The 20489-nt window shown below is 69.4% G+C and carries 20 protein-coding genes; 8 read left to right on the forward strand and 12 right to left on the reverse strand.

The features are described 5' to 3' along the window. Nucleotides 1-58 precede the first annotated feature (58 nt). Nucleotides 59-988, forward strand: a complete 930-nt coding sequence (locus tag AB0N81_RS39960; protein ID WP_365367490.1) for a hypothetical protein — start codon at nt 59-61, stop codon at nt 986-988. A 64-nt stretch (nt 989-1052) separates the two neighbouring features. Here the strand turns inward: AB0N81_RS39960 and argS are convergent, their stop codons facing one another. Then, nucleotides 1053-2819: an arginine--tRNA ligase gene (gene argS / locus AB0N81_RS39965; RefSeq protein WP_365367492.1), complete on the reverse strand. Its 1767-nt coding sequence runs from the start codon at nt 2817-2819 to the stop codon at nt 1053-1055. A gap of 156 nt (nt 2820-2975) precedes the next feature. Between argS and lysS the strand changes: the two genes are divergently transcribed. Further along, nucleotides 2976-4754: a lysine--tRNA ligase gene (gene lysS / locus AB0N81_RS39970; protein WP_365367494.1), complete on the forward strand. Its 1779-nt coding sequence runs from the start codon at nt 2976-2978 to the stop codon at nt 4752-4754. An 85-nt stretch (nt 4755-4839) separates the two neighbouring features. Here lysS and AB0N81_RS39975 read toward each other — a convergent pair whose 3' ends face one another. From AB0N81_RS39975 to AB0N81_RS39995, 5 genes are all read right to left on the reverse strand, one after another. Further along, complete coding sequence (locus AB0N81_RS39975) at nt 4840-5178, reverse strand: hypothetical protein (protein ID WP_365367496.1); 339 nt, start codon at nt 5176-5178, stop codon at nt 4840-4842. Between the two features lie 76 nt (nt 5179-5254). Then, a complete protein-coding gene (locus AB0N81_RS39980) occupies nt 5255-5980 on the reverse strand; it encodes a TetR/AcrR family transcriptional regulator (protein WP_365367498.1) in 726 nt (241 codons plus the stop codon). Between the two features lie 86 nt (nt 5981-6066). Beyond that, nucleotides 6067-7353: a DUF2637 domain-containing protein gene (locus tag AB0N81_RS39985; RefSeq protein WP_365367500.1), complete on the reverse strand. Its 1287-nt coding sequence runs from the start codon at nt 7351-7353 to the stop codon at nt 6067-6069. 218 nt (nt 7354-7571) lie between these two features. After that, nucleotides 7572-8492, reverse strand: coding sequence for a DUF3558 family protein (locus AB0N81_RS39990; RefSeq protein WP_365367502.1), 921 nt, complete (start codon nt 8490-8492; stop codon nt 7572-7574). Between the two features lie 144 nt (nt 8493-8636). Then, entirely contained in the window at nt 8637-9530 is an 894-nt protein-coding gene (locus tag AB0N81_RS39995; RefSeq protein WP_365367504.1) for a DUF3558 domain-containing protein, read from the reverse strand. A 201-nt stretch (nt 9531-9731) separates the two neighbouring features. Here AB0N81_RS39995 and AB0N81_RS40000 point away from each other — a divergent pair, with 201 nt between their 5' ends. Further along, nucleotides 9732-10925, forward strand: a complete 1194-nt coding sequence (locus AB0N81_RS40000) for an RtcB family protein (protein WP_365367506.1) — start codon at nt 9732-9734, stop codon at nt 10923-10925. A gap of 50 nt (nt 10926-10975) precedes the next feature. Here the strand turns inward: AB0N81_RS40000 and AB0N81_RS40005 are convergent, their stop codons facing one another. From AB0N81_RS40005 to AB0N81_RS40025, 5 genes are all read right to left on the reverse strand, one after another. Beyond that, a complete protein-coding gene (locus AB0N81_RS40005; RefSeq protein ID WP_365367508.1) occupies nt 10976-11812 on the reverse strand; it encodes a hypothetical protein in 837 nt (278 codons plus the stop codon). Between the two features lie 182 nt (nt 11813-11994). Next, nucleotides 11995-12204, reverse strand: coding sequence for a hypothetical protein (locus AB0N81_RS40010; RefSeq protein ID WP_365367510.1), 210 nt, complete (start codon nt 12202-12204; stop codon nt 11995-11997). 2 nt (nt 12205-12206) lie between these two features. Further along, nucleotides 12207-12971 (reverse strand): SDR family NAD(P)-dependent oxidoreductase, encoded by a 765-nt coding sequence (locus AB0N81_RS40015; protein ID WP_365367512.1) that lies wholly within the window; start codon nt 12969-12971, stop codon nt 12207-12209. A 355-nt stretch (nt 12972-13326) separates the two neighbouring features. Continuing rightward, nucleotides 13327-13662 carry a YnfA family protein gene (locus tag AB0N81_RS40020; protein WP_365367514.1) on the reverse strand — a complete coding sequence of 112 codons (336 nt, stop codon included), beginning with the start codon at nt 13660-13662 and terminating at the stop codon, nt 13327-13329. Nucleotides 13663-13833: 171 nt separating this feature from the next. Then, nucleotides 13834-14322, reverse strand: coding sequence for a GNAT family N-acetyltransferase (locus tag AB0N81_RS40025; RefSeq protein ID WP_365367562.1), 489 nt, complete (start codon nt 14320-14322; stop codon nt 13834-13836). Nucleotides 14323-14499: 177 nt separating this feature from the next. On the opposite strand from AB0N81_RS40025, the gene AB0N81_RS40030 reads away from it, so the two are divergent. Further along, complete coding sequence (locus tag AB0N81_RS40030) at nt 14500-15618, forward strand: LLM class flavin-dependent oxidoreductase (RefSeq protein ID WP_365367516.1); 1119 nt, start codon at nt 14500-14502, stop codon at nt 15616-15618. Then, nucleotides 15615-16211, forward strand: a complete 597-nt coding sequence (locus AB0N81_RS40035) for a CE1759 family FMN reductase (protein WP_365367518.1) — start codon at nt 15615-15617, stop codon at nt 16209-16211. The genes AB0N81_RS40030 and AB0N81_RS40035 overlap by 4 nt, the downstream gene beginning before the upstream one ends. Nucleotides 16212-16218: 7 nt before the next feature. On the opposite strand, the gene AB0N81_RS40040 is transcribed toward AB0N81_RS40035, so the two are convergent. Next, the gene (locus tag AB0N81_RS40040) at nt 16219-16656 is read right to left on the reverse strand and encodes a hypothetical protein (protein ID WP_030565229.1); all 438 of its coding nucleotides are present in this window, start codon (nt 16654-16656) and stop codon (nt 16219-16221) included. A gap of 335 nt (nt 16657-16991) precedes the next feature. On the opposite strand from AB0N81_RS40040, the gene hemL reads away from it, so the two are divergent. The 3 genes from hemL (at nt 16992) to AB0N81_RS40055 (ending at nt 20433) form a co-directional block, all read left to right on the forward strand. Further along, nucleotides 16992-18317: a glutamate-1-semialdehyde 2,1-aminomutase gene (gene hemL, locus AB0N81_RS40045; protein WP_365367520.1), complete on the forward strand. Its 1326-nt coding sequence runs from the start codon at nt 16992-16994 to the stop codon at nt 18315-18317. Then, the gene (locus AB0N81_RS40050) at nt 18314-19006 is read left to right on the forward strand and encodes a histidine phosphatase family protein (RefSeq protein WP_365367522.1); all 693 of its coding nucleotides are present in this window, start codon (nt 18314-18316) and stop codon (nt 19004-19006) included. Before hemL ends, AB0N81_RS40050 begins: the two co-directional genes overlap by 4 nt. Before the next feature lie 209 nt (nt 19007-19215). After that, on the forward strand, nt 19216-20433 hold the full coding sequence (locus tag AB0N81_RS40055; protein WP_365367524.1) for a hypothetical protein: 1218 nt from the start codon (nt 19216-19218) through the stop codon (nt 20431-20433). Nucleotides 20434-20489: the final 56 nt, after the last annotated feature.

Raw genomic sequence — 20489 nt, forward strand, 5'->3', positions numbered from 1 at the left:
CCATGGTTGAGAGTTCATCCGCCTGGGGAGTGCGGATGCTTCACAGAGGGGATCTCCCATGCGCAGTTCAGCTCTGCCCGCCAAGAGACTCGGGCGCGCCCTGATCGGCCTCGCGGTGGCCGGCGGCCTGATCGCCACCGCCGCCCCCGCGCAGGCCGCGCCCGGTGCCCCGGTCGCCGTCAGCTCGTACGCGTACACGAGCGCCGAGGGCGACTACATCGGTGACGGCAAGTCCGCCTCGTACAAGGCCCCGGCCACCTCCCTGCGGGTCAGCGGCACCGCGGAGGACGTGACGGTGGAGCTGCCCGACGCGAACTGGGAGATCCAGCTCGCGGCGCCCAAGGGCGAGAAGCTGCACCCCGGGGTCTACCGCGACGCCGAGCGCGCCGACTTCCGCACCGGCCGCGCGCCCGGCCTGGAGGTGACCGGCGAGCACCGCGGCTGCAACCGGGTCTGGGGCCAGTTCTCCGTCCACCAGATCGAGACCGACGCGTCGGGCCAGGTCACCCGGCTCGACGCCACCTTCACGCAGAACTGCGAGAGCGCCACGGCCCCCGCGCTCAAGGGCACCGTCAAGTACGACGCGTTCCCGCTCTCGTACAGCTACAAGAGCGACGCGGACGACTGGATCGGCCAGGGCACGTCGGGCTCGCACACCGGGGCCCGCAGCACCTTCCTCCTGGAGGGCAAGGCCGACACCGGCTTCAGGTACGCCGTCGAGGGCAAGCGCGAGGACTGGACCGTCCACTTCTACGTGCCGGAGGGCGACAGGCTCGAAGCGGGCCGCACCTACACCGTCACCACCGAGAAGGGCGGCCTGTCGATGTACGGCAACGGCCGCTCATGCGGTGAGGCGAGCGGCAGCCTGACCGTCACCCGCCTCGCCACGGCGGACGACGGCACCATCAAGGCGCTCGCCGCCCGCTACAGCCACTACTGCGGGGGCGGGGAAGCCGGCATGCACGGCACCATCCACTACTACGCCTGACCCCGCCCGCCCGTCAGGGCCGCCCGGGCGTCAGAGGCGCTCGGGCGTCAGAGGCGCTCGGGCGTCAGAGGCGCTCGGGTGTCCTGATACCCAGCAGCTCCATGCCCTTGTGCAGCGTCCGGGCCGTGATGTCGCACAGGAACAGACGGTTCTCCACCACGTCCTGCGCGGGGCGCGGCTTGATCACCGGGCACTGGTCGTAGAACGTCGTGAACAGCGACGCCAGCTGGTACAAGTACGCGGCCAGCTTGTGCGGGGCGTACTCGGCCGACGCCTCGTGGACGAGGTCGCCGAACGCGTCGAGGTGCAGGCCGAGCGCCCGCTCGGCCGGAGCCAGCGCCAGCTCCGGGTGCGCGGCGGCGGCGTCGCCCTCGGACTTGCGCAGGATCGACTTGATCCGCGCGTACGCGTACTGCAGATACACGCTCGTGTCGCCGTGCAGCGACACCATCTGGTCCAGGTCGAACTTGTAGTCGCGGTTCGCCGACGTCGACAGGTCCGCGTACTTCACGGCGCCGATACCGACGTACCGTCCGTTCTCGACGATCTCTTCCTCGGTGAGACCGATCTTCTCGGCCTTCTCCCGCACCACGGCCGTCGCCCGCTCGACCGCCTCGTCGAGGAGATCCTCCAGGCGCACCGTCTCGCCCGCACGCGTCTTGAACGGCTTGCCGTCCGCGCCGAGCACCGTGCCGTAGCCCATGTTGTGGGCCTTGACGTCGTCGTTCAGCCAGCCCATCCGGCGGGCCGCCTCGAAGACCATCTTGAAGTGCAGCGACTGGCGCACGTCCACGACGTACAGCAAGGTCGTCGCGTCCAGGTCGACGACACGGTTGCGGATCGCCGAGAGGTCGGAGGCCGCGTACCCGAAGCCGCCGTCCGCCTTCTGCACGATCAGCGGGACCGGCTGGTCGTCCTTGCCGCGGATCTCGTCGAAGAAGACGACGAGGGCACCTTCGGAGCGGACGGCCACACCCGACTCCTCCAGGAGGCGGGCGGTCTCCGGCATCATGTCGTTGTACGCGGACTCGCCGACGATCTCGTCGTCGCGGACCTCCATGTCCAGCTTCTCGAAGACCGAGTAGAAGTAGACCTTCGACTCGTCCACGAACCGCTGCCACAGGTCGAGCGTCTCCTCGTCCCCGGACTGGAGCGCCACGACCCGCTTGCGGGCCCGCTCCTTGAACTGCTCGTCCGCGTCGAAGACCGCGCGCGACGCCTTGTAGATCCGGTTCAGGTTCGACATGGCCTGCTCGCCGTCGACCTCGTCGGCGGGAGCCAGCTCGCCCGGGTTCTCGATCAGATACTGGATGAGCATGCCGAACTGGGTGCCCCAGTCGCCGATGTGGTGGCGGCCGATCGTCTTCTCGCCCGTGAAGTCCAGCATGTGCCGCAGGGCGTCACCGATGACGGCGGACCGCAGGTGCCCGACGTGCATCTCCTTCGCCACGTTCGGCTGGGCGTAGTCGATGACGGTCGTGCCCGCGTGCGGGTTCAGCGGCACGCCGAGCCGGTCGCCGTCGGCGGCACGCGCCGCGAGCGTCCCGACGATCGCCTTGTCGGTGACCGTGACGTTCAGGAAGCCGGGACCCGACACCTCGACGTCGGCGAGCAGGTCGCCGTTGGTGATCCGCTCGACGACCTGGGCGGCCAGCTCACGCGGGTTGGCCTTGGCCTTCTTCGCGAGCGCCAGGATGCCGTTGGCCTGGAAGTCGGCCCGGTCGCTACGTCGCAGCAGCGGGTCCGCGGAGCCGGCCTCCGGCAGGGCAGCCGAGAGGGCGTCCGCGAGGCGCTGGTGGACGGAGGCGGTGAGGGACGTGACCGAGGCCATGAATGGGTGCCGTTCTGCTCGGGTGCCTGGGTTTGCTGCAGCTACAGAAACCGAGTATCCCACGCGGTGAAAAGCGGTTTTCGCGGTTGAGGGGCGACCTGGGAGAATGGCCCCGACAAGCGGTACTCACGTAGAAGAAACACGTAGAAGAAAGGCGTGCCGATCGTGGCTCAGAGCACCGATACCACCGACTGGGTCTCCCGCTACGCGGACGAGGTCATCGCCGAGTCGGAGCGTCGTGCCCAGGGCGCGAAACAGTCCGGCACTGCCGCGCCGGGGATCGTCATCGCCTCCGGGCTCTCCCCCTCCGGCCCGATCCACCTGGGCAACCTCCGCGAGGTCATGACCCCGCACCTGGTCGCGGACGAGATCCGGCGGCGCGGGCACGAGGTCCGCCACCTCATCTCCTGGGACGACTACGACCGGTACCGCAAGGTCCCGGCCGGTGTCCCCGGCATCGACGAGACCTGGGCCCAGCACATCGGCAAGCCCCTCACCTCCGTGCCCGCCCCGGCCGGTTCCGCGTACGCGAACTGGGCCGAGCACTTCAAGGCGGCCATGATCGAGGCGCTCGACGAGCTGGGTGTGGAGTACGACGGGATCAGCCAGACCGAGCAGTACACCTCGGGCGTCTACCGCGAGCAGATCCTGCACGCGATGAAGCACCGCGGCGACATCGACGCGATCCTCGACCAGTACCGCACCAAGAAGGCCCCCGGGAAGGGCGGCCAGAAGCAGTCGCAGAAGCCGGTCGACGAGGCCGAGCTGGAGGCCGCCGAGGGCTCCGGCGCCGCGAGCGAGGACGACGGCAGCGGCGGCTCCAGCGGGTACTTCCCGTACAAGCCGTACTGCGGCGCGTGCGAGAAGGACCTGACGACGGTCACGTCGTACGACGACGAGAGCACCGAGCTCTCCTACGTCTGCGCGGACTGCGGGCACACCGAGACGGTGCTGCTCAGCGAGTTCAACCGCGGCAAGCTGGTCTGGAAGGTCGACTGGCCCATGCGCTGGGCGTACGAGGGCGTCATCTTCGAGCCGTCCGGCGTCGACCACTCGTCCCCCGGGTCCTCCTTCGTCGTCGGCGGGCAGATCGTGCGCGAGATCTTCGACGGCGTGCAGCCGATCGGCCCCATGTACGCGTTCGTCGGCATCTCCGGGATGGCGAAGATGTCGTCGTCGAAGGGTGGCGTGCCGACTCCGGCCGACGCGCTGAAGATCATGGAGGCGCCGCTGCTGCGCTGGCTGTACGCCCGCCGCAAGCCCAACCAGTCCTTCAAGATCGCCTTCGACCAGGAGATCCAGCGGCTCTACGACGAGTGGGACAAGCTGAACGCGAAGGTCGCCGACGGGACCGTGCTGCCCGCCGACGCCGCCGCGCACTCCCGCGCGGTGCGCACGGCCGCGGGTGAACTGCCCCGGACCCCGCGCCCGCTGCCGTACCGGACGCTGGCCTCCGTCGCCGACATCACCGCCGGCGCCGAGGACCAGACGCTGCGCATCCTGCGCGACCTGGACCCGACCGACCCGATCACGTCCCTGGACGAGACCCGGCCGCGCCTCGACCGCGCCGAGAACTGGATCACCACCCAGGTCCCGGCCGAGGCCCGCACCGTCGTCCGCTCCGAGCCGGACACGGAGCTCCTGTCCTCCCTGGACGACGCGGGCCGCGAATCGCTGCGCCTCCTCCTGGAGGGCCTCGACTCGCACTGGTCCCTGGACGGCCTGACCCACCTCGTGTACGGCGTGCCGAAGGTGCAGGCCGGCTTCTCATCGGACGCCACGGCGAAGGAACTCCCGCCGGAGATCAAGGTCGCCCAGCGCTCCTTCTTCGCCCTCCTGTACCGCCTCCTGGTCACCCGGGAGACCGGCCCGCGCCTGCCCACGCTGCTCCTCGCCGTCGGCGCGGACCGCGTACGCAAGCTGCTGGCCGCGTAGGAATTCAGGGCGCCCCGGGCGTCGCCGGACGAACCTTCGGCGACGCCCCCGTCGCGCTCTTCGTGGTGGGCGCGGGACTCGCGCTCTACGGGAGCGCCGCGTTGTCCTTCTCGTACTTCTTGTAGCCGTCCTGCAGTCCGATGGAGATGTCGCGCAGGCGCGCCCAGCCGTGGGCGATGAACTCGCTGTCGCGGAGCTTCTCGACGAAGTAGTAGTAGGGCGTGAGGTCGTCGGTCTCCACGAACAGGAAGTCCGAGTAGTCGGTGGAGAACGCCTCCGCGTCGAAGTGCCGCACGGACAGCCTGTCGGCGAAGGGCCCGACGATCTCCTGCTGGAAGACCCGGGCCTTCGCGTTGCGCTCGTCCCTGCTGAGCCGCAGCCACGCCGCGTCGAATTCGTAGCGTATGACGATGCCGTACTTCATGATCAGCTCCTGGCCTGGCTCCGGACGTTCACGCCTCAGATTATGACTAGTAGTCGTTTTTTGACGAACGGTCGATTTAATGATCCGGCAAAGAGTGGGCGCGGGCGATCTCGCCGACGACATCGACGACGACCTTGTGGATCTCCGTCAGCTCGGCCTTGTCCAGCCTGGGCCAGCCGAGGCCGCCCATCATCGAGGCCATCACGGAGAGCCGGCCGTCCAGGTGCTCCTCATCGGCCCACAGGAAGCGGCGGGAGATCAGATGCGTCGCCGCGTATCCGAGGACGCAGCCGCGCAGGGCGTCCACCGCCACGTCGGTCGGTACGCCGGGATTGCTGTACGCCCCCTCCGTCACCGTGCGCTGCACGGCGAAGCCGACCACCTGAGCCATCTGCGATTCGACCAGGTCACGTCGGGTCATCCGGTCCTCGGAGGCCGTCCGGCAGACCGCGTCCGTGCGTGCGGTGAGGCTGCACTCGAACAGCACGGGGGCCACCACCGCGTGGTGCAGATAGGCGAAGGCCATGCCGTAGAGCGCCCGGACGCCGCTCCACGGGAGATCCGCGATGGCCTGGAAGTAGCGCAGCTGGCGGCGCGCGCTCTCGGCGGACAGCTCGATGAGGAGGTCCTCGCGGCACGCGAAGTGGTTGTACACCGTGCCCTTCGAGTAGCCCGCCTCCTGGGCGAGCTTCCCCAGGGTCAGATTGTGGAAGCCGTCCCTGCTGACCATGTCCAGCGCCAGGCGCACGAGCGCCTGATCGCGCTCCGCCACTTCTCGTGTCTTCCTCTGGGATGTCCGCATGGGGAAATTATGGGTGACCGGTGGTCGGGAATCGACCACTGGTCAACAATCTTCCCCGGACGCCACACGCGGCAGCGCGGCGGTTGTTACGCGATGTGGTCTTCCACGAACTCGTTCTCCAGGCGGGCCGAGAAGCGGTCCATGTAATTGTTCAGCTCGCGGGACTGGAGGCGCAGGCCGAAGGCCGCCTCGGCGTTCGCCGCGAAGGCGCCGGGGGTCGGCATTCCCTCGCCCTCTATCGACTGCCGGAACACCTGGTACAGGTCCTCGTCGGAGGGGGCGGGGACGGAAGCGGGGGTGGGGGCCGGGCCGGGGAAGTCCTGGGCGTCGGGGGCGGGGAAGTCCTGGGCGGGGAACTCGGGGGACGGCTCCGGGATCTCGCCGGACGCCTGTTGGCGTTCCTGCTCCGCGTACCACTCGTCGTACGGGGCCACGGGCGCGTACGACGCGTTGTGCGCCGCGAACCAGGGGCTCGCGTGATTGGCCACGGGGAGCGCCTCTTCGGGGTGCTGCGGCTCCGACTCCGACTCCGACTCCGGCTCCGGGGCCGAGTCCGGGGAGGGCTCGGGCTCGGCGGGCTCGGTGGGCTGCGGCGCGGCGGTCAGCTGCGGGTGGTGCGGCTGCTCGCCCGTGGGCTTCGCCGTCGACACCGCAGAGGGCGTCGTGGCAGCCGGCGCGGGCGGGAGCAGCACCGGCTCGATGCCCGCCGCGGCGAGCCCCGCCGGGGCCGTCTCCGCGAGAGGAACGCCGTAACGCGCGAGACGCAGCGGCATCAGCGACTCGACCGGGGCCTTGCGGCGCCAGGCGCGGCCGAACCGGGCCTGCAGGCGCGCCTGGTAGACGAGACGTTCCTGTTCGAGCTTGATGACCTGCTCGTACGAGCGCAGCTCCCACAGCTTCATGCGGCGCCACAGCTTGAACGTGGGCACGGGGGAGAGCAGCCAGCGCGTGAGGCGCACGCCCTCCATGTGCTTGTCGGCGGTGATGTCCGCGATCCGGCCCACCGCGTGCCGCGCCGCCTCGACGGCGACCACGAACAGCACCGGGATCACCGCGTGCATGGCGACGCCGAGCGGATCACCCCAGCTGGAGGCCGCGTTGAAGAGGATCGTGCCCGCCGTGAGCAGCCACGCCGTCTGCCGCAGCAGCGGGAAGGGGATGCGGAGCCAGGTCAGCAGGAGGTCGAGGGCGAGAAGAACACAGATGCCCGCGTCGACGCCGATGGGGAAGACCACCGAGAAGCCGCCGAAGCCCTTCTCCTCGGCGAGTTCGCGTACGGCCGCGTACGACCCCGCGAAACCGATCCCGGCGATGACGACCGCTCCGGCGACGACCACCCCGATGAGTATCCGGTGCGTGCGTGTCAGCTGCATCGCGGCCACCCGCGAACCCCTCCCTGTTCAAGTCCCTGCACAAGGCCCTTGTACAAGGCCTCAGTCGGCTTGTTGCGAGCGACAGCCTGGCACATGCGTGCGGAAGGCCGTGTGCCGGTACGCCAGGAGCCCGGCCCCCGAGGGGTCGGGCTCCTGCAACGTGCCTGCTGAAGGCGGGAGTTGGCTGACGCTCGGCAGGGCGGCTGTCAGAACAACCGTCAGGACTTGCTGCCGCTGCTCTTCTTCTTGTCGTCCGTCTTGCTGTCGTCGGACTTGCTGTCGTCCGACTTCTTGTCCTCCGACTTGCTGTCGTCGGCCTTCGAGTCGGCCGGCTTCGAGTCGTCGGCCTTCGGCTTCTCGCTCGCGCCGGGCGACGCCTTGCCGCCGCCGCCACCGCCGTTGGCGGCCACGACCGCGTCGACGGCCTCCTTGGCGGCCTTCTGGGCGTCCTTGCCGAGCTTGCCGGCGTCGGGGGCCTTGTCGCCCGCGAGGCCCGCGCCGTTGAAGTCGACGGTGATGACCGCGTTCTCCACGCGCGTCACGAACGTCTGCTGCTTGAAGGTGTCCTTGTCCTTCTTCAGGTCGTACCGCACGAGCGTCGCCTGCTCGCCGACGCCCTGCACCGGCTCCGCCTTGACGCTCTTCGCGTCCTTCGTCGCCTGGGCGTCCGCGACCTGCTTGGCGAAGCTGTCCTGAGCGCGCTTCGCGCCGCTGCCGAGCGAGGAGTCCGACTCGAAACGCATCAGCGAGACGCGCAGCCAGCGGAACTGGGAGCCGTCCACGCCGTTGTTGTCGAGGCTGTCCCAGGAGCAGCTGCCGCGCAGCGCCGTGTCGCTGGACGTCCCCGCCTTGCCGGACTTGTCCTTCGCCTTCGGCACCAGGTCGTCGAGCGTCTTCTTCGACAGGACCTCGCAGGGCTCGGGCAGCTTGGCGTACGCGGCCTTCTCCACGCTCGCGGGCTTGTCGCCGGCCTTGGCCGACGCCGACGCCTTGGCGCCCGAGTCCTTCTTGGCCCCGTCGGAGCCTGAGTCGGAGCCGGAGTCGGAGGAGCAACCGGCGACGAGGATCGCCGGTACGGCGGCCGCGCAGACGAGGAGGCGGCTGCGGAGCTGTCGCTTTCGCTGTGCAGGTCGGTGCATGGTTCCTTCACTCTGTTCGTCTCGTGACGTCCAGTTCGTCTCGTGACGTCGTCGGGTCCGAGGGGCCACGGTACGCGCATGGGACGACGGACGACTCCGCTTCGGGCGAGCGGGGGCCCCGCCCGTACCCACTTCGGCCATCCGCTACTCGTCGAACTCCCCGGCGAGGCCGTCGGCCAGTTCATGCGCCTTGTCCTGCATTTCCTTGCTGTCGGGGACGTCCGTGCGGCGGCCGGGCTGCTCGTCGTACTCGATGGTCACGATCACGTTCGACGTGCGGAACACCACAGTCACGGTGCGGTGACGGGAGGCCGAGGCGGCGGTGGTGAGGGCGTCGTCGAGGAACGCCTCGTCGCCGAGGTCGGTGAGGGTGCGGGGCTCCAGGCCGGGGGGCGGGGTGGTGGCCTCGGAGGACTCGGCCCTGGCGTCGGTCCCGGCGTCAGGACTCCCCGTCTTCTCGCCCTTGTCGTCGTCCCTCTTGCCCTTGTCGTCGTCGCGCCTGGCGTTCTTCCCGCCCTGGGGCTTGTCGCCCGCCTCGGAGTCGTCTGCCGTGGGGGACGCGTCCTCCGAGGAGGAGCCGGTCGGCCGGGTGAGGCCCGCCTCGCGCAGCTTCGTCGCGTAGACCTCGGCGGCGCGGGCGTCGTCGCTGACCGTGCCGTCGTACGAGACGACGCGCTCGAAGTCGATCATGAGGTGGTGGGAGGCGCCGGACGACTCGACCTTCCAGCGGCAGCCCACGCGCCGGTCCGTGTCGTATGTCCCGGTCGGTGTGCCCTCGTACGCCTTCTCGCGCTGCTCGGTGTCCTCCATCTCCGCGATGCCGGGCAGCATCGCGTCGAGGGTGTCGGTGTCCACCTCGCCGCAGGGCTCGGGGAGCGTGCGGTACTTGCCGGGTTGCGCCGGGGCGGTCGAACTGCCGCTGCCGCCCGGCTTGGAGTCGTCGCTCCCGTCACCGCCGGACGCGCCGGTGCAGCCGGTCAGCAGCGCCGCGAGGAGTGCGGCGACGCCGGGTACACAGGCCTTGGCCTTCCGCTGCACCGTGATGGCTCCTCTCGCCTGGCTCTGCCTGGTTATTGGGTTGCCGCTGGTGGGCGGCCGGTGGACACAATGTGTATCGCACGCGCTGCCGTGGACGCCGGTCCGTCATCCCTTTCGTTGACCTTGGCGCCGGTATTTGCGCTTCTAGGCTTGTAGTTGTTTAGGGTTGATTGCGGTTGTTTACGGGGGAAAGAGGGCGATATGTCGTACGTAGAGGTTCCCGGGGCGAAGATACCGATCCGGATGTGGACGGACCCGGCCACGGTCGAGGACTCGGCGATGCGCCAGCTCCAGAACGTGGCGACGCTGCCGTGGATCAAGGGCCTGGCCGTGATGCCGGACGTCCACTTCGGCAAGGGCGCGACGGTCGGTTCGGTCATCGCCATGCGGGGTGCGGTCTGCCCGGCGGCGGTCGGGGTCGACATCGGCTGCGGGATGAGCGCCGTCAAGACGTCGCTGACCGCCAATGACCTTCCGGGGGACCTGTCCCGCCTGCGCTCGAAGATCGAGCAGGCGATCCCGGTGGGGCGCGGCATGCACGACGACCCCGTCGGGCCGGGGCGCTTCCACGGCATGGCTACGGCCGGGTGGGAGGACTTCTGGGGGCGGTTCGAAGGGGTCGCGGAGGCGGTCAGGTTCCGCGAGGAGCGGGCGGTCAAGCAAATGGGAACGCTCGGCTCCGGAAATCATCATATTGAAATGTCGTTCGATTCCGAAGGTGCGGTGTGGCTCACGCTCCACTCCGGGTCGCGCAACATCGGCAAGGAGCTCGCCGAGCATCACATCGGAGTCGCGCAGAAGCTTCCGCACAACCAGGGGCTCGTCGACCGTGACCTCGCGGTCTTCGTTTCGGACACCCCGCAGATGGCGGCGTACCGGAACGATCTTTACTGGGCGCAGGAGTACGCGAAGTACAACCGCTCGATCATGATGGGGCTCCTGAAAGACGTGGTCCGCAAGGAGTTCAAGAAGGCGAAGGTGACCTTCGAGCCGGAGATCAGCTGCCACCACAACTACGTGGCGGAGGAGCGGTACGAAGGCATGGATCTGCTGGTGACGCGTAAGGGCGCGATCCGGGCCGGTACGGGGGACCTCGGGATCATTCCTGGATCGATGGGCACGGCCACGTACATCGTGAAGGGACTCGGCAACGAGAAGGCATTCAACTCCGCCTCTCACGGCGCCGGCCGGCGCATGAGCCGGGGCGCGGCGAAGCGCCGCTTCTCGGCGAAGGACCTGGAGGAGCAGACGCGGGGCGTCGAGTGCCGCAAGGACTCGGGCGTCGTGGACGAGATCCCGGCGGCCTACAAGCCGATCGAGCAGGTCATGGAGCACCAGCGCGATCTGGTCGAGGTCGTGGCGAAGCTGAAGCAGGTCGTCTGCGTCAAGGGGTGAAACGGGCGGGGCCCGTGCTGATACCGGCACGGGCCCCGCTGTTCAGTGCCTCACTGATCGTTCGAGGGCATGGGGACCCGGCCGCTGCGGAGGCGCCAGAGGCGCAGACTGCAGCTCTGGACTGTCCGCCCCAGTTCCGTGGCGGAAGACACGGGGTCGCCGTGCTCCAACAGAATCCGGTCTTCCCATTCTTTCCAGCGCCGACGGGGTGGGGCGTGCCGCATGTCGGCCGGGCGGACCCATGAGGCCAGCGTCGCGGCGGCGGCGCGCTTGCGGTCCAGGGCGAGGCATCCCGGATAGTAGAGGTCGCTCGCCAGTTCCAGGGCTGTTTCCTTGGTGTAGGTGATGTTGTAGATGTCGTCGCGTGCGTTCCTCTTGATCAGGCGCTCGGTGCCGGTGAGCATGCGCGCGTACCTGCAGAGGTAGATCCCTACTGCTGTGCTTGCCGTGGTCAGCGAGATGAACGGCAGCCCTTGGCCGGTGTAGCCGACGGCGCCGTCCGCGTCGATGACGCCCCGGAGGTAGTCCCGTCGCGAGAATTCGACGCGCGGAGGCGTGATCCTTTTCGATTTGCGGCCGTACGGCAGGCCGATTTCGTCGAGCTTGGTTCTGGCTTCGAGGGAGCACAAGGTCCAGGTGGCCGACGTGTGCGTCTCGGCGAAGTTCGTCGAGCGGGTTCGCTCGCGGATGCTGCTGTTGTACGGGGTCAGCCGCTGGAACTCGCGCAGGATCTCGATGTCCCGCACGCTGATCTCGACCGTCAGCTTGCCTTTCTGGCCGACTCCTTGCTGAAGGTGCCCGTCGGCCTGCAAGAAGCCGAACATGTACGCGTACTCGGGTACGCAGAGGTCCATGAACTGCGGAGCGCTAGGCTCGTGTTCAGCCATGAGGAAGTTGTGCCTTCCTGCTGTGGTCAGGCCCTCGGCTCGGGGTTGCAGCCCCGGCCGGGGGCCGTCGCATGTGATGTTGTCGTGCCGAGCCTAGGCAGGCCGAACATCAACGCGCATGGCGATACGTCGCGTTCACCGATGTGGGTGACTCTCGTCGGTGGACGCTCAAGGCGGGACGCCTACTTCGCGTGGGTGACCGCGTAGATCATGATGAACGCGACGATGTGGATGCCGAAGAGGAAGTACGCCAGGTACCACCAGACCAGGCGTTCGTTCTTTTTCTCCTCGGCGAGGCCGCGGGCCTCGTGTTCGTGGGTGAGGCGTTCGAGCGGGTCGGGGGAGTCCGCGGAGTACGCGGGGCGGCCGGGGTCGTCGCCGGGGAGGCGCATGGTCAGGACTCCCTGTGGACCTTGGTGTTCGAGGCCTGGGCGCGCGGGCGGACCACCAGGAGGTCGATGTTGACGTGCGGCGGGCGGGTCACCGCCCAGGTGATCGTGTCCGCCACGTCGTCGGCGGTGAGCGGCTCGGCGACGCCCGCGTAGACCTTCGCGGCCTTCTCGGTGTCGCCGCCGAAGCGGGTCAGGGCGAACTCGTCCGTCTTGACCATGCCGGGGGCGACCTCGATGACGCGGACCGGGGTGCCGACGATCTCCAGGCGCAGGGTCTCGGCGAGTACGTGCTCGGCGTGCTTCGCCGCCACGTAGCCGCCGCCTCCCTCGTACGTGCCGTGCCCGGCGGTCGAGGAGAGCACGACCACCGTGCCGTCGCCGCTCGCGGTGAGCGCGGGGAGGAGGGCCTGCGTGACGTTCAGCGTGCCGATGACGTTCGTCTCGTACATCTGGCGCCAGTCGGCCGGGTCGCTGCTGGCGACGGGGTCCGCGCCCAGCGCGCCGCCCGCGTTGTTCACGAGGACCGCGATCTTGCGGAAGGCGGTGGCGAACTCGTCCACGGCCGCGCGGTCGGTGACGTCGAGCGCGTACGCCATCGCGTCGTGCCCGGCGTCGTTCAGCTCGGCGGCGAGCGCCTCGATGCGGTCCTTGCGGCGCGCGGTGAGGACGACGCGGTAGCCGGCGGCGGCGAGCCCGCGGGCGGTGGCGGCACCGATACCGCTGCTCGCGCCGGTGATGATCGCGATGCGGTTGGCGGCGGCGGTCATGGGCGCTCCTCGGGCAGGGATGCGGCGTACGGCGGGTGTACGGCGTACGGGCGGCTGTACGGCAGGGTCGGTCCTCGCCAGGATATGCGTGCGCTTGCGCGGGCTCGCGAGGGTGTGGGGTGGGGGGTGGTTGGGGGTGCGGGGGTGTAGGGCGCAGTGGCCCGGCGGTGCGTGGGCGTGGTGCCGCCGCGGTGCGGGTGCGTGGTGCCCTCCCCGGCGGTGCGGGCGGGCAGTGCTCCCGCGGTGCGAGCGCGTGGTGCTCCCGCGGTGCGTGTGCGTGGTGCCCCCGCGGCGCGAGTGCACGGTGCCCCCGTGGTGCGCGCGGGCAGTGCCCCCGCGGCGCGGCGTCGGTGCGTCAGCGGCCTCGTGGGGCGTACATGATCACGGCCATTCCCGCGAGGCAGATCAGCGCCCCGGTCACGTCCCACCGGTCGGGCCGGTAGCCGTCGGCCACCATGCCCCAGGCGATCGAGCCCGCGACGAAGACCCCGCCGTACGCGGCGAGGATGCGGCCGAACTCGGCGTCGGGCTGGAGCGTGGCGACGAAGCCGTAGATGCCGAGCGCGATGACGCCCGCGCCGATCCAGGCCCAGCCCTTGTGCTCGCGTACGCCCTGCCAGACGAGCCACGCGCCGCCGATCTCGAACAGCGCGGCGAGGACGAAGAGGGCGGCGGAGCGGGCGACGAGCATGGTCAACAGGGTGGCATGCGTTGTCCTTGGGGGAGTGGGGTGGCGTGTGTCGGGACAGAAGGTGACGTTTCCGGCGGTGAGACGGGTGAGGGGCACCTGTTCACCTGTCAGCTCTGCTCTGATTGCTCCTGACCGTTTCAGGGTGGGCGGGGGGGGGGGTGGGGGGGCGGTTCAGTCCCCGCTCAAGGCGATCCGCCAGTCGTTGCAGGCGTGCCAGTTCCCCTTGGGGTACTCGATCGTCGCCTCGCCGCGCAGCGTGAAGCCCGCCTTGCGGCACACCGCGTTCGACGCGCCGTGCCCCGTCGCCGGGAAGGCGTGCAGGTGGGCGTGGCGGCCCGCCGCCCTCGCCTCCTCCGCCACCAGCCGCGCCGCCCCCGCGGCGATTCCCATGCCCTGGAACTCGGGCAGCACGCCCCAGCCGGTCTCCCAGACCGGCTCGCCCTGCCAGGTCGTCTCCCAGAAGCCGATCGAACCCGCCGTCCGCCCGTCCACCGTGATGCGGAACATCTGGCCCCTGCCGTCGAGCCGGAGGTAGCGGCGGTGGCGGTCCACGACCTTCTCGTGGGGCTCGGGGCCGCCCAGGTGCGCGGTCATCTCGGGAGTGTTCAGCCGCAGGAGCAGCGCGAGGCCGCCCTCGTCGGTCCAGGGGTCGAGGCGCATGGCCGGCGGCCGGTTCGGAGTCGCTGCCTGTGATCGGTCCACCGGCTCACCGTAGGCGGGGGGTCTGACAACGGCCCCCGGCCGGGGGGGGTACGGGAATAGCCGGCCGCGCGCCCCCGTTCCGTGGGTATAGTTGAACCGTAAACAAAACGCGGACCCGCGGAGAGTGAGCCAGTCATGCAGTTCGGGATCTTCAGCGTCGGCGACGTGACCACCGACCCGACCACCGGCCGCACGCCGACCGAGCGTGACCGCATCAAGGCCATGGTCGCCATCGCGCTCAAGGCCGAGGAGGTCGGCCTCGACGTCTTCGCGACCGGCGAGCACCACAACCCGCCCTTCGTGCCGTCGTCCCCGACCACGATGCTCGGCTACATCGCCGCCCGCACCGAGCGGCTCGTCCTCTCCACCTCCACCACGCTCATCACCACCAACGACCCGGTGAAGATCGCCGAGGACTTCGCGATGCTCCAGCACCTCGCGGACGGCCGGGTGGACGTGATGATGGGCCGCGGCAACACCGGGCCCGTCTACCCCTGGTTCGGCAAGGACATCCGCCAGGGCATCAACCTCGCCGTCGAGAACTACGCGCTCCTGCGCCGCCTCTGGGACGAGGACGTGGTGACCTGGGAGGGCAAGTTCCGTACGCCGTTGCAGTCGTTCACCTCGACGCCCCGGCCCCTCGACGGTGTCGCGCCCTTCGTCTGGCACGGGTCGATCAGGTCTCCGGAGATCGCCGAGCAGGCCGCGTACTACGGCGACGGCTTCTTCCACAACAACATCTTCTGGCCCGCCGAACACACCGCGAAGATGGTCGAGCTGTACCGGTCGCGGTACGCGCACTACGGGCACGGCACGCCGGAGCAGGCGATCGTCGGGCTCGGCGGTCAGGTGTTCATGCGCAAGAACTCGCAGGACGCCGTACGGGAGTTCCGGCCCTACTTCGACAACGCGCCCGTCTACGGCCACGGGCCTTCCCTGGAGGAGTTCACCGCGCAGACCCCGCTCACCGTGGGCTCCCCGCAGCAGGTCATCGAGCGGACGCTGTCCTTCCGCGACACCGTGGGGGACTACCAGCGCCAGCTGTTCCTGATGGACCACGCCGGGCTGCCGCTGAAGACCGTCCTGGAGCAGCTCGACATCCTCGGCGAGGAGGTCGTCCCCGTCCTGCGCGAGGAGTTCGCGAAGAACCGCCCGGCCGGCGTCCCGGACGCGCCCACCCACGCCACCCGCAAGAACCAGAAGGACCAGAAGGGCCAGAAGAACCAGCACGGTCAGCAGGAGGTCAGCGCATGAAGCTTGTCGTCGTATCGGCAGGGCTGAGCGTGCCCTCGTCCACCCGGCTGCTCGCCGACCGCCTCACGGCCGCCACGGCACACCACACCGACGTCGAGGTCGAGGTCGAAGTCGAAGTCGTCGAACTGCGGGACCTGGCGACGGAGATCGCCCAGCACCTCGTCACCGGGTTCCCGCCCGTCCGGCTGGCCGCCGCGCTCGACGCGGTGGCCGGCGCGCAGGGGCTGATCGCGGTCACGCCGGTGTTCTCGGGTTCGTACAGCGGACTGTTCAAGTCGTTCTTCGACGTGCTCGACAAGGACGCGCTGACCGGGAAGCCGGTGCTGATCGGTGCGACCGGCGGCACCGCGCGTCACTCGCTGGTCACCGAGCACGCCCTGCGCCCGCTCTTCAGCTATCTGCGGGCACTGGTCCTGCCGACCGCCGTGTACGCGGCGTCGGAGGACTGGGGCGAGGAGGGCCTCGCGGCACGGATCACCCGCGCGGGCGCGGAGCTGGCACGCTTCATGGCGCCCGAGAGCGAGGCGGCACCGGCGAGCGGCTTCGAGGTCGTCCCCTTCGAGCAGCAACTCGCCGCGCTCAGGGTGGAGTGAGGGGGCGTCAGGGCCACACGAGGCAGTACGCCTGATGGCCCGCGTCGTGCAGGCGGTGGCTGAAGTCCTGCCACTCGTGGAGGAGTTGGTACACGTTGAAGGCGTCGCGGGGGCCGCCGCGGTCCGGGACGGTGGACCAGATGAACGCCGCGGCGCCCACCGACTCCTCGCCGACGCCGCGCAGCGGGTCGACGACGGTCATGGGGAGCTTCACCACGGCGTAGTCGGGGTGGAGGACGACCAGTTCGAGCGGGGGGACCTTGTGCAGGGGTATGCCCTCGATGCCGGTCAGGACCATCGCGGCCATCGTCTCCGGCTTGATCTTCGTGAACATGCCGCCCATGCCGAGTTCGTCGCCGCCGAGCTCCTCGGGGCGCATCGAGATCGGCACGCGGGCGGCGGTCGCGCCGTCCGGGGCTCCGAAGTACTTGTACGTCACCCCCACCCCGCCACTCCTGCTGGTCACCCGGTCCTGCCGGGACTCGCCGGAAGCGCCGAGCGTCTGGTCGGACGTCTGCGCCGGTTCCGCTTCCGCCTCGCGTCGGTGCTTGCCCCGCCGGGCACGCCGGGGGCCCAGGCCGTCGGTCCCCTCGCCCAGTCCGCCACCGCGATGCATATCTCCACCCGACTGCTTTTCCAGGGCGGCACGGCCCTGTCTTTTCTAGGCCTCGCGGCCCCCGCCACGCAACCCGATCATCGTGTCAGTGACCTCCCCCACGGTCACCCTCTAAAACGTGGAGTGAAACACCTGTCCGCAGGATGTCCGGACGCTCTGACACCATGGCTCGTGTGAGCTTCCCGTATAGCGCCCCAGTTTCGCAGACTCTTTTCGACCGTGCGGCGGCCGTGACGCCCGGCGGTGTGAACTCTCCCGTGCGCGCGTTCCGCGCTGTGGGTGGTACGCCCCGTTTCATGGTGTCCGGTACCGGTCCGTACCTGACTGACGCCGACGGCCGCGAGTACGTCGACCTCGTGTGTTCGTGGGGTCCGATGATCCTCGGGCACAGCCACCCCGAGGTGATCGCCGCCGTGCAGGAGGCCGTCTCGCACGGCACCTCCTTCGGTACGCCCGGTGAGGGCGAGGTCGCGCTCGCCGAGGAGATCGTGGCCCGCATCGAGCCCGTCGAGCAGGTGCGGCTCGTCTCCAGCGGCACCGAGGCGACCATGTCCGCCATCCGTCTGGCGCGCGGCTTCACCGGCCGCGCCAAGGTCATCAAGTTCGCCGGCTGCTACCACGGGCACGTGGACGCGCTGCTCGCCTCGGCTGGTTCGGGCGTGGCGACCCTCGGTCTCCCCGACACCCCGGGCGTCACCGGCGCCCAGGCGGGCGACACCATCGTCGTCCCGTACAACGACCTCGAAGCGGTGCAGGAGGCCTTCCACAAGCACCCCGGCGAGATCGCGTGCGTCATCACCGAGGCGGCGCCGGGCAACATGGGCGTGGTGCCGCCGCGGCCCGGCTTCAACGAGGGCCTGAAGGCCGCCTGCGCCAAGAACGGCGCGCTGTACATCTCCGACGAGGTGATGACCGGCTTCCGTACGTCGAAGGCCGGCTGGTACGGCGTGGACGGTGTGAAGCCCGACCTGATGACCTTCGGCAAGGTCATGGGCGGCGGCTTCCCCGCGGCTGCCTTCGGCGGCCGCGCCGACGTCATGGCGCACCTCGCCCCGGCGGGCCCCGTCTACCAGGCGGGCACGCTGTCCGGGAACCCGGTCGCGACGGCCGCGGGCCTCGCCCAGCTGCGGCTCCTCGACGACGCGGCGTACGACAAGGTCAACGCCGTGTCCGAGCGGCTGCGCGGTCTGGTGAGCGAGGCGCTCGGCAAGGAGGGCGTCGCCCACCGGGTGCAGAACGCGTCCAACATGTTCACCGTGTTCTTCACCGACCGCGAGGTGCGCAACTACGAGGAGGCGAAGGCGCAGGAGTCCTTCCGTTTCACCGCGTTCTTCCACTCGATGCTGTCGCAGGGCGTCTATCTGCCGCCGTCGTCGTTCGAGTCGTGGTTCGTGTCCACCGCGCACGACGAGCGGGCCGTGGAGCGGATCGCCGCCGCCCTGCCGGCCGCCGCGCGCGCGGCCGCGGAAGCGACGGAGGCCACCGCATGAGCGGCACCCCGGCGGGCGACGAGCTGACCGTCGTCCACGTGATGCGCCACGGTGAGGTGCACAACCCGGACGGGATTCTGTACGGGCGGCTGCCCGACTACCACCTGTCCGAGCTCGGCCGGCAGATGGCCGACCGCGTCGCCGAGCACCTCGCCCACCGCGACGTGACGCACGTCGTCGCCTCGCCGCTGGACCGCGCCCAGGAGACGGCCACGCCGATCGCCAAGGCGCACGGCCTGGACCTCGCCACCGACGGCCGTCTCATCGAGGCGGGCAACGTCTTCGAGGGCAAGACCTTCGGGGTGGGCGACGGCGCGCTGAAGAACCCCGACAACTGGAAGCACCTCGTCAACCCCTTCAAGCCGTCCTGGGGCGAGCCGTACATCGAGCAGGTCGTACGGATGATGGGTGCCCTGGACGCGGCGAAGGACGCGGCCCGCGGGCACGAGGCGGTGTGCGTCAGCCACCAGCTGCCGATCTGGATCGTGCGCAGCTTCGTGGAGAAGCGGCGGCTGTGGCACGACCCGCGCAAGCGGCAGTGCACGCTGGCGTCGCTGACGACGTTCACGTACCGCGGCGACAAGATCATCTCGGTGGGTTACTCCGAACCGGCCCGGGACCTCGTCCCCGCGCATCTCCTCGCGGGCGCCAAGCCGGTGAAGGGCAGGGGCAAGGCATTCGGAGCCTGACGGCTTCGGCTCGCGCTGCGGCTTCGGATTTACCGCCGCGATATCGACGTCGAGTGATCGCGTCGCAACTGTATGTTCTCTTCCGGTAAAACAACATAAATAACTGCGGCTTACCGGAACCCCGGTGTTCGTCGCGCCCTCTAACGGGTCGTCCCTCTTGCATGGCAGATACGCAGGAACGGACCAAGGGCGCGACGAATGGGGATGGAATGCGCGACATCAGCCGCAGGGGAATGCTCGGCCTTGGAGCAGGCACGGCCGCTGCTTTCGGGCTCGCGGCGTGCGGCTCCGGGGGTGACGGCGATTCGTCGAAGCCCGCGGGAAAGGCCGGGGAGGAGGCCGGTGCGCAGAAGCACCCGGCCAAGCCGATCGGTGACGGGTCGACCGCCTACACCGGTAAGCAGCCCCACCAGCCTGGCAAGCCTGTTCCGCTGGAGCCCGGCGAGACGCCCCCGCAGTTCGTGATCTTCTCCTGGGACGGCGCGGGCGAAGTGGGGAACGGTCTGTTCCCGCGCTTTCTGAAGCTCGCCGAGGACCACGGCGCGCACATGACGTTCTTCCTCTCCGGGCTTTATCTGCTGCCGGAATCGAAGAAGCGCATGTACCGGCCGCCGAACAACGCGGTCGGCGCCTCGGACATCGGTTATCTCACCGACGGTCACATCAAGGACACACTGAAGTACGTGCGGCAGGCATGGCTTGAGGGCCATGAAATAGGCACGCACTTCAATGGGCACTTCTGCGCGGGCACGGGTTCCGTCGCCAACTGGACGTCCGCGCAATGGCAGGACGAGATAGACCAGGCCAAGTCCTTTGTGAAGAAGTGGCGTACGAACACCGGCTGGACCGATCTGCCGTCGCTGCCCTTCGACTACGACAAGGAACTCGTCGGCGGCCGCACGCCCTGTCTGCTCGGTCAGGACAACCTGCTGCCGACGGCGAAGAAGCTCGGCTGGCGCTACGACGCGTCGTCGCCCGGCGGCCGCCAGAAGTGGCCGCAGAAGAAGATGGGCGTCTGGGACCTGCCGCTGCAGGCCATGCCCTTCCCCGGGCACTCCTTCGAGGTCCTGTCGATGGACTACAACATCCTCGCCAACCAGTCGAAGAACTCGACGAAGGCGCCCTCGTACAACTACCCGGGCTGGCGCAAGCAGGCCACGGAGGCCTACATAGCCGGCTTCAAGCGGGCCTACGAGTCCAACCGCGCGCCGTTCTTCATCGGCAACCACTTCGAGGAGTGGAACGGCGGCATCTACATGGATGCCGTCGAGGAGGCCCTGAAGCACATCGCGGGCAAGAAGGACGTGCGCCTCGTCTCGTTCCGGCAGTTCGTCGACTGGCTCGACGTGCAGGACCCGAAGGTCCTCGCCAAGCTCCAGGGCCTGGAGGTCGGCCAGCAGCCGACCGGGGGCTGGAAGAGCCTCTGAGGGGTCCCGGAGCCGCTCTGAAGAGCGGTCTTCGTCCGGTGGAGGGGGTGCGGAAG

It is taken from the genome of Streptomyces sp. NPDC093510 (assembly GCF_040683555.1).
In the GTDB taxonomy this organism is placed as follows: Bacteria; Actinomycetota; Actinomycetes; order Streptomycetales; family Streptomycetaceae; genus Streptomyces.